This window comes from Streptomyces sp. NPDC029159, assembly GCF_055564055.1.
Genome location: NZ_JBVHWT010000001.1, coordinates 340,612 through 348,960 on the forward strand (window position 1 = coordinate 340,612; position 8,349 = coordinate 348,960).

The window sequence follows — 8,349 nt, forward strand, 5'->3', positions numbered from 1 at the left end:
TCCCCCCCCCGACCTCTCCCGAACCCATCCCGACCTGATCCCTGCCGAACCCGGCCGCGGCACCGCACGCCGGGCACCGCACACCGCGCACCGGGCGCACCCCTCCGTCCGCACGCCCCGCGACGTCCGCACGCCCGTGCGCCACTTCCACGACGACCGGCACCACCCGGCAGTTCCACCCCCGCCGCCCCCACCCCCCTGGATACCGTGCCCCCACCCACCCGTCAGGAGCCCCCATGACCAGCAAGCCCAGCAGGAACGGCTCGCCCCACGGCGCGGCAACCGGCGCCGCGAAACCCCAGGGCGCGACCTCCGGAACCCCCCGCCCCGCCTCCTTCGACGAGCTCGACCGGAAGATCGTCGCGGCGCTCATCGACAACGCCCGGACCAGCTTCGCGGAGATCGGTACGGCCATCGGACTCTCCGCCACCGCGGTCAAGCGGCGGGTCGACCGGCTCCGGGACGCCGAGGTGATCACCGGGTTCACCGCGACCGTACGGCCCTCCGCGCTGGGGTGGCGGACCGAGGCGTACGTCGAGGTGTACTGCGACAGCGCGGCGCCGCCCCGGCGGCTGGCCGAGGTGGTGCGCAACCACCCGGAGATCGCCGCCGCGATGACCGTCACCGGCGCCGCCGACGCGCTGCTGCACGTCCGGGCCACCGATGTCGCGCACTTCGAGGAGGTGCTGGAGCGGATCCGCGACGAACCCTTCATCCGGAAGACGATCAGCTATCTCGTGCTGTCCCATCTGCTGCCGGACTCCGCGGAGGCTGGCGCCCGGCGGGCGGCCCCCGACGACCCGCCGGCCGACGCAACGATCCTTCCCTGAGGGGTCCGATCACGCAACGATGCTGCGTGATCGCGCAGCATGTTCGGCTTGTCCCGCGTATCGGGCGCTCCCTACCGTGGAGACGTATCCGGCAGCCCCGCGGTCGCCCGCCGCGGGCCGACCGGTCGTGCCCCGTAAGAAGCGGAGGTTCAGCCGTGCCGACGAGTCATGCGCCCGCCCCGAAGAGCCACGAGCCCGCACCGCCCACCGCACCCGCCGGGACGGCCGTGGCGACGCCCCCCGGCAGCCCCACCGGCCCCCTCGCCCCCACCACCGCGGACGCCGCCCTGCGCGCCACCCTCGACGCGCTCCCCGCACCCCGCCGCACCGCCCGGCCGCGCCGCTTCCTGATGTGCCCGCCGGACCACTTCGACGTCCGCTACGCGATCAACCCCTGGATGAGCGGCGACACGCCCGTCGACACCGTGCGCGCCGCCCGGCAGTGGCAGACGCTGGCCGCCGCCTACCGGGCGCACGGCCACACCGTCGAGACGGTGACGCCCGAACCGGACCTGCCCGACATGGTCTTCGCCGCCAACGCGGCCCTCTGCCTGCACGGCAAGGTCTTCGGCTCGTCGTTCCACGCCCCGGAGCGCCGCCCGGAGTCCGCCGCGTACGAGAAGTGGTTCGCGGCGGACGGGCAGGCGGTGCGCCGCCCGGAGTCGTCCTGCGAGGGCGAGGGCGATCTGGTGCCGGTCGGCGGGCTGATCCTGGCCGGTACGGGCTTCCGCACCAGCCGGGCGGCGCACGCCGAGATCCAGGAGTTCTTCGGCGTCCCCACGGTCGCTCTACAGCTGACCGACCCGTACTTCTACCACCTCGACACCGCGCTCTTCGCCCTCGACGACGAGAACGTCGCCTACCTCCCGGAGGCGTTCTCGGCGGGCAGCCGGCAGGTGCTGGAGCGGCTGTTCCCGCGGGCGGTGCGCGCCTCCCGCGACGACGCGATGGCGTTCGGCCTCAACTCCGTCTCCGACGGCCGTCATGTCTTCGTCGCCCCGCAGGCCACCGGGCTCATCGACCGGCTGGCCCAGGAGGGCTATGTCCCCGTCCCCGTCGACCTCTCCGAGTTCCACAAGGCCGGCGGCGGCATCAAGTGCTGCACCCAGGAGATCCGCTGATGACCGCTCCCGCACAGACCGGCCCCGCCGCCGGTGCCGCCCCCTCGTCCGCGTCCGTCATCGCCGCCGAGACGCCCGTCCTCGCGCACAACTACCACCCGCTGCCGGTGGTCGTGGCGCGCGCCGAGGACGTCTGGGTCGAGGACGTCGAGGGCCGCCGCTACCTCGACATGCTGGCCGGCTACTCCGCCCTCAACTTCGGCCACCGCCACCCGGCGCTGACCGCCGCCGCCCACCGCCAGCTCGACGCGCTGACGCTGACCTCGCGCGCCTTCCACCACGACCGGCTCGCGGGCTTCGCCGCCGGGCTCGCCGGCCTCACCGGCCTGGACATGGTCCTGCCGATGAACACCGGCGCCGAGGCGGTGGAGAGCGGCATCAAACTGGCCCGCAAATGGGCGTACGAGGTCAAGGGCGTCCCGGCCGACCGGGCGACGATCGTGGTGGCCGCGGACAACTTCCACGGCCGCACCACCACGATCGTCAGCTTCTCCACCGACCCGGTCGCCCGCGAGGGCTTCGGCCCGTTCACCCCGGGCTTCCGCATCGTCCCGTACAACGACCTGGCCGCCCTCGAAGCGGCGATCGACGAGACCACCGCCGCGGTGCTGATCGAGCCGATCCAGGGCGAGGCCGGCGTCCTGATCCCCGACGACGGCTACCTCACCGGCGTCCGCGAGGCGACCCGTCGCGCCGGCTGCCTCTTCATCGCCGACGAGATCCAGTCCGGCCTCGGCCGCACCGGCCGCACCCTCGCCGTCGACCACGAGAACGTCGTCCCGGACGTCCTGCTGCTCGGCAAGGCGCTCGGCGGCGGCATCGTCCCGGTCTCCGCCGTCGTCGCCCGGCGCGACGTGATGGAGGTGCTGCGCCCCGGCGAACACGGCTCGACGTTCGGCGGCAACCCGCTGGCCGCCGCGGTCGGTTCGGCCGTCGTCGACCTGCTGGCCACCGGCGAGTACCAGCGCCGCGCCGCGGAACTGGGCGAGGTGCTGCGCGAGGGCCTGTCCGCGCTGGTCGGCCGCGGCGTCGTCGCTTTCCGCTCCCGCGGCCTGTGGGCGGGCGTCGACATCGACCCGTCCCTCGGCACCGGCCGCCACATCAGCGAACTCCTCATGGCCGAAGGCATCCTCGTCAAGGACACCCACGGCTCCACCATCCGCCTCGCCCCACCCCTGACCATCACCCGCGAGGACCTGGAGTCGGCACTCGGCTCACTGGCGAAGGTCCTCGGCTAGCCCCGCTTCGTACGAATGGACGCGGCCCGGCGGGTGAACTCCGCCGGGCCGGGCTGTTGCGACGGCCCCGCATCCTGCCGGAGGCTTTCAGACGCCCCCGGCAGCGCTCGGTGGTGAGGGTGCCCCGGCGCTCAGGCCGCGTGGGCGGTGAAGACAACGGTCGAGTGACCGCTGTCGAGCGCGATGTTGAGCGAGGCGTCCAGGGCGTCGGCGAGCCGTGCCAGGAGCGGCAGGGTGGGGACCGTGCCACCGAGTTCGAGCTTCGAGATCTGCGGCTGCGTCATCCTCGCCCGTTCGGCGAGTTCGCTCTGCGAGATGCCCAGTTCCGTCCGGCGGTCGTACACGGCCTGTCCCAGGTCGAAGGCGAGGCGGATCTCCCTGCGCATCGCCTCGGTCTCGGACGCCTCGGCGCCGCCCTCGGCCGTCCTGCGATCACGCGCGAGCTTCCATCGGGCGTGGTTCATCGTCCCTCTCCCCTCGACATCTCACGGGTGAACTCGTCATGCGCGGTGTGCCCCTCTGCCGCACAGCGCTCCCGCGCCTGCTGGGCCCGCTTCACCTCTGCGTCTTCCCGCATACGGGTCTTACGGAAAACCGTCAGGAAGACGATGCGCCGCCTCGGCGCCAGCCAATAGGTCATCCGGACGGCGTCGCCGTCGTGCCCGAGGTGAAACCGGAGCTCCCGTAATCCGTCACCCAAATGGCGGGAGTACGGCTCGCCCAGGGTCGTCGGGGCGGCCAGGAGGCGTTCGGCAACGTGCTCGGCATGCAGGTAATCCCGGTCGGACAAGGTGTCCAGCCAGTGTCGGACCTCGGGTTCGAGCTCGATTTCCCAGGCATCAGCCATATAGCGAAGTATATATCTATCGGTCGCGCCCGAGCAGAGACGGAATTCCGACGCCGTCCGCCACACCCCCTCCCACGTCAAAGTCAGGTAATGCCGCCCACCGGTACCGCTCTGCCGCAGGTAAAGGGCCCGGTCGGGGGCTATGGTCGGCTGGAGGACCAGTAAGGCGAGGGGGAAGCCGTCGATGGCGCGGGACGAGGCCGTGATCGGCTGCATCGGGGTGCTGCTCATCGGCACCCGGGGCGAGGCCGGGCCCGGTGAGGTCCAGGTGCGGGTCAGGGGCGGGTCCGAGACGTTTCTGGCCTGGTCGGCGGAGCCGCTGGCGACCGGCACGGAGGTGCTGGTGATCGCCTCGCGCGGCACCCGGCAGGTGGATGTCCTCGCCTGGTCCGATCCGTTGGACGCGCTGAACGGTTAGGGAGCCTCCGTTCGCGTGCGCCCCGCGCCGCGGACCGCCCCCGGGCCGATGGCGCCGGTTGAGGAGACGAGAGATGTTCGGTTACCGCGTACCGGCCCCGGATGAGGCCATGTTGATCTCGGGCGGCCGTCGGGGGCACGGCGACGCCCCGTTCCGCGTGGTGATCGGCCACGGCAAATTCGTGCTGCCGGTCTTCCGCAAGACCCGGTTCCTGACGCTTGCGATGTGCGAGTCGGAGGTCGCCGAGACCTGCGTGACGAAGCAGGGCATCGCGCTGACCGTGCGCGCCGTGATCGCGTTCAAGGTCGGCAACGACACCGAGTCGATCGTCAACGCCGGGCAGCGCTTCCTGTCCGACCAGGACCAGATGTCCGTCCTGACCGGCCGGATCTTCGCCGGTCATCTGCGGTCCATCATCGGCTCGATGACCGTCGAGGAGATCGTCACCGAGCGACAGAAACTCGCCACCGAGGTGCTGGAGACCTCGAAGACGGAGATGGCGAAGATCGGCCTGATCGTCGACTCGTTGCAGATCCAGTCGATCGACGACGGCGAGACCGGCTACATCGAGGCGATGTCCGCGCCGCACAAGGCCGCCATCCAGCGGCAGGCGCAGATCGCGCAGGCCAAGGCCACCCAGGCGTCGGCCGAGGCGCAGCAGGAGGCGGCGCGGAACCAGGCCGAGTACTCACGGCAGACCGCGGTGGTCCAGGCGCAGTACAACGCCGAGGTCGACCGGGCGCAGGCGCAGGCCGCGCAGGCGGGTCCGCTGGCCGAGGCGCACGCCCAGCAGGAGGTGCTGGCCGCCCGTACGGAGCTGGCCGAGCGGGCCGCGTCGCTGCGCCAGCAGGAGCTGGTCGCGGAGGTCGTCAAGCCGGCCGAGGCGGAGGCGGAGCGGATCCGGCTGCTGGCGCTGGCCGACGCGGAGCGGATGAAGATCCAGGCGGAGGCGGCGGCGTCGTACGACCGGGTGGCGCTGGACCGGATGCTGATCGACCAGCTGCCGCAGATCGTCAAGGAGGCGTCGGCGGGCCTGTCCGGCGCCAACGTCAACGTCCTCAACGGCGCGGACGGCCTCGGCGAGATCGCCGCCGGTCTGGTCGGCCAGGGCCTGACCATCCTCGACTCGGTCCGCCGCAACCTGGGCGCGTCCGACGCCACCGGGGAGTCGGCCGGGGACGCCGGGCCCCGTACGGGTTCCTCGTCCGACCCGCGCCGCCCGGAGGACGACGGCCGGATCGGTATCGAGTAGCCCCCGGGCGCCGCCGAAAAACCGCCGAAAAACCGCCGAGAAGCCATCGAGTACCCACCGAGTAGTCACTGACCAGCCACTGACCAGCCCTGTTCGGCCCCGTACGGCGCTTCCCGTACGGGGCCGAGCCGTGTGCGGGACCCGTACGGGAAGAGCCGTACGGGAACGGGCTCGCGCGCCGCCGGCCCCCTACGGGACCACGCCCGCACCGGCCACCAGTCCCCTACGGGCCCCGCCAGGCCCGCCCCTCACCCCTCCTTCGCCTCCCGCTCCCGTACATGCTCCGTGAGCCGGTTCAGCACCTCCGCCGTGATCGCCACGTCGTGCGGGTCGAAGCCGTCGAGGGCCTGGTGGAGGGTGTGTTGGCGGGCGCCCTGGAGGCGGCCCAGGACCGTGCGGCCGTGCTGGGTGATGGCGACCAGACGGGCCCGCCGGTCGAGCGGGTCCGGGGTGCGGGCGACGAGCTCCTCCGCCGCCAACCGGCCGATCTGACGGGTGACATGGGACGGCTCGACCATCAGATGGTCCGCCAGATCGCCGACCCGGCTCACGCCCCCGACGCCCTCCAGCGCCATCAGCAGCCACAGGTCCGACCGGCGGGCCGAGACCCCGGCCCGCTCGGCGAGGCGTTCGTGCGCCTGGGAGCGGGTGAGCAGGTAGGACAGCATGACCAGCGCACGTTGCAGTGCGACGACAGGGTCCTGGTCCGGTGCGGGATCCGACATGCAGGAACCCTAGCGGTCCCCCGCCAACCGCCCCTTACCGCACAGGAATCGGCCACCTCCGAAGCGGCCGGAATGCACCCTTACGCCCCTGGCGCGGGCGCGTTAGCGTGAGCCTCGATAGTTGCTTTAGTCAGGTAACAGTCGGGGCGCGGGCACCACCGCGACCGGCCGGACGGCCCCCCGCGCCGGCCGGTCGCCGCCCGCGCACCGATGGCGTCACCCGCACCGTTCACCGCGGCGCCCCGTGCCCGAACGTGGAAGGACCCGCCATGACGACCGCACCCCACACCGACCCCGCGACGACCTCGGCCCCCCTCGCCGTCCCCGCCACCCGCGCACCCGGCTGCCCCTTCGACCCGGCGCCCGCCGTCGACCGCGCCCGCCAGGAGGCGCCGGTCACCCGGGCCACCCTGTGGGACGGCTCGCCCGTCTGGCTGGTCACCCGCCACCAGGACGTCCGCGACGTCCTGGGCGACCCGCGCTTCAGCGCGGACGCCAAGCGCCCCGGGTTCCCCTTCCTCACCGCCGGCACCCGGGTGCTCGCCGAGGACACCTCGTTCAGCTTCATCCGCAAGGACGACCCGGAGCACGCCCGGCTGCGCCGGATGCTGACCGCCGACTTCATGATCAAGAAGGTGGAGGCGATGCGGCCGCAGGTCCAGGAGATCACCGACGGCCTCCTGGACCGGATGACCGACGGCCGCACCTCCGCCGACCTCGTCGCGGAGTTCGCCCTGCCGCTGCCGTCCCTGGTGATCTGCCTACTGCTCGGCGTCCCGTACGAGGACCACACGTTCTTCCAGGACCGCAGCCGCGTCCTGCTCACCCTCCGCTCCAGCGCCGACGAGGTCCGCACCTCGCAGCACGAACTCCTCGACTACCTGGCGCGGTTGGCGGCGAAGAAACGCAAGGAGCCGGACGACGGGATCATCAGCCGCCTCGTCGCCCGCGGTGAACTCACCGACGAGGCCGTCGCCGGGATGGGCCGGCTGCTGCTCATCGCCGGTCACGAGACCACCGCGAACATGACCGCCCTCGGCACCCTCGCACTGCTGCGCAACCCGTCCCAGCTGGCGCTGCTGCGCGGTGACCCCTCGCTGATCAAGGGCGCGGTCGAGGAGCTGCTCCGCTATCTGACGATCATCCACAACGGCGTACCGCGCACCGCCACCGAGGACGTCACGGTCGGCGGGACCACCATCCGGGCGGGCGAGGGCGTGCTCTGCACCCTGAACGCCGCCAACCGCGACGAGGCCGTCTTCCCCGGCGGCGACACCCTCGACGTGACCCGCGACGCCCGCCGCCACGTCGCGTTCGGCTTCGGCATCCACCAGTGTCTGGGCCAGCCGCTGGCCCGGATCGAGATGCAGATCGCCCTGGAGACGCTGCTGCGCCGGCTGCCGGACCTGCACCTCGCGATCCCCTTCGAGGAGGTCCCGTTCCGCCACGACATGGGCATCTACGGCGTCCACGCCCTCCCGGTCGGCTGGTGACCGGGACACCCCCCGCGCCGATTCCTTCATCCGTCCCGGCCGGGCGGCCCGCCGCCCGGCCCCACCCGAGGAGCAACGTCATGCGAGTCACCGTCGACCAGGACAAGTGCTGCGGCGCCGGCAGCTGTGTGCTGTCCGCACCGGACGTCTTCGACCAGCGCGACGAGGACGGCATCGTGGTCCTCCTCGACGCCCGGCCGCGCGCCGAGCTGCACGAGGCGGTCCGCGAGGCCGCCGCGGTCTGCCCCGCGGCCGCCATCGCCCTGGAGGAGGCCACCGAACGCGTCTGACCTGGCGGGGGGGGGGGGGGGGGACCCCCCCCCCCCCCCCCCCCCAGGGGAAGGCAAAGGCCCCGTAGCACAACGGTGTTTTCCCCCTTCCTTAGGGGGGGGTTCGCTGGTAACGAGGCTCCCAAGGAGTTTACA

10 protein-coding genes are annotated in these 8,349 nt (G+C 72.5%); 7 read left to right on the forward strand and 3 right to left on the reverse strand.

Going from position 1 to position 8,349, the window contains the following annotated elements; all coding sequences use genetic code 11:
* Positions 1–236 precede the first annotated feature (236 nt).
* The 3 genes from ACZ4U4_RS01500 (at position 237) to rocD (ending at position 3,189) form a co-directional block, all read left to right on the forward strand.
* Positions 237–830, forward strand: coding sequence for an Lrp/AsnC family transcriptional regulator (locus ACZ4U4_RS01500; RefSeq protein WP_467868189.1), 594 nt, complete (start codon positions 237–239; stop codon positions 828–830).
* 350 nt (positions 831–1,180) lie between these two features.
* Positions 1,181–1,951 (forward strand): dimethylargininase, encoded by a 771-nt coding sequence (gene ddaH / locus ACZ4U4_RS01505; protein ID WP_467868919.1) that lies wholly within the window; start codon positions 1,181–1,183, stop codon positions 1,949–1,951.
* On the forward strand, positions 1,951–3,189 hold the full coding sequence (rocD, locus tag ACZ4U4_RS01510) for an ornithine--oxo-acid transaminase (RefSeq protein ID WP_467868191.1): 1,239 nt from the start codon (positions 1,951–1,953) through the stop codon (positions 3,187–3,189). Before ddaH ends, rocD begins: the two co-directional genes overlap by 1 nt.
* Positions 3,190–3,320: 131 nt before the next feature.
* On the opposite strand, the gene ACZ4U4_RS01515 is transcribed toward rocD, so the two are convergent.
* Positions 3,321–3,653, reverse strand: a complete 333-nt coding sequence (locus ACZ4U4_RS01515; RefSeq protein ID WP_467868193.1) for a helix-turn-helix domain-containing protein — start codon at positions 3,651–3,653, stop codon at positions 3,321–3,323.
* Positions 3,650–4,036 (reverse strand): type II toxin-antitoxin system RelE/ParE family toxin, encoded by a 387-nt coding sequence (locus ACZ4U4_RS01520; protein WP_467868194.1) that lies wholly within the window; start codon positions 4,034–4,036, stop codon positions 3,650–3,652. Before ACZ4U4_RS01520 ends, ACZ4U4_RS01515 begins: the two co-directional genes overlap by 4 nt.
* A 184-nt stretch (positions 4,037–4,220) precedes the next feature.
* On the opposite strand from ACZ4U4_RS01520, the gene ACZ4U4_RS01525 reads away from it, so the two are divergent.
* Both ACZ4U4_RS01525 and ACZ4U4_RS01530 read left to right on the forward strand, forming a co-directional pair.
* Entirely contained in the window at positions 4,221–4,454 is a 234-nt protein-coding gene (locus ACZ4U4_RS01525) for a hypothetical protein (RefSeq protein ID WP_467868196.1), read from the forward strand.
* Between the two features lie 73 nt (positions 4,455–4,527).
* On the forward strand, positions 4,528–5,706 hold the full coding sequence (locus ACZ4U4_RS01530; RefSeq protein ID WP_467868197.1) for a flotillin family protein: 1,179 nt from the start codon (positions 4,528–4,530) through the stop codon (positions 5,704–5,706).
* A gap of 248 nt (positions 5,707–5,954) precedes the next feature.
* On the opposite strand, the gene ACZ4U4_RS01535 is transcribed toward ACZ4U4_RS01530, so the two are convergent.
* Positions 5,955–6,431, reverse strand: coding sequence for a MarR family winged helix-turn-helix transcriptional regulator (locus ACZ4U4_RS01535; protein ID WP_467868199.1), 477 nt, complete (start codon positions 6,429–6,431; stop codon positions 5,955–5,957).
* 269 nt (positions 6,432–6,700) lie between these two features.
* Here ACZ4U4_RS01535 and ACZ4U4_RS01540 point away from each other — a divergent pair, with 269 nt between their 5' ends.
* Positions 6,701–7,924, forward strand: a complete 1,224-nt coding sequence (locus ACZ4U4_RS01540; RefSeq protein WP_467868201.1) for a cytochrome P450 — start codon at positions 6,701–6,703, stop codon at positions 7,922–7,924.
* 80 nt (positions 7,925–8,004) lie between these two features.
* Positions 8,005–8,214, forward strand: a complete 210-nt coding sequence (locus tag ACZ4U4_RS01545) for a ferredoxin (RefSeq protein ID WP_030285955.1) — start codon at positions 8,005–8,007, stop codon at positions 8,212–8,214.
* Positions 8,215–8,349 lie beyond the last annotated feature (135 nt).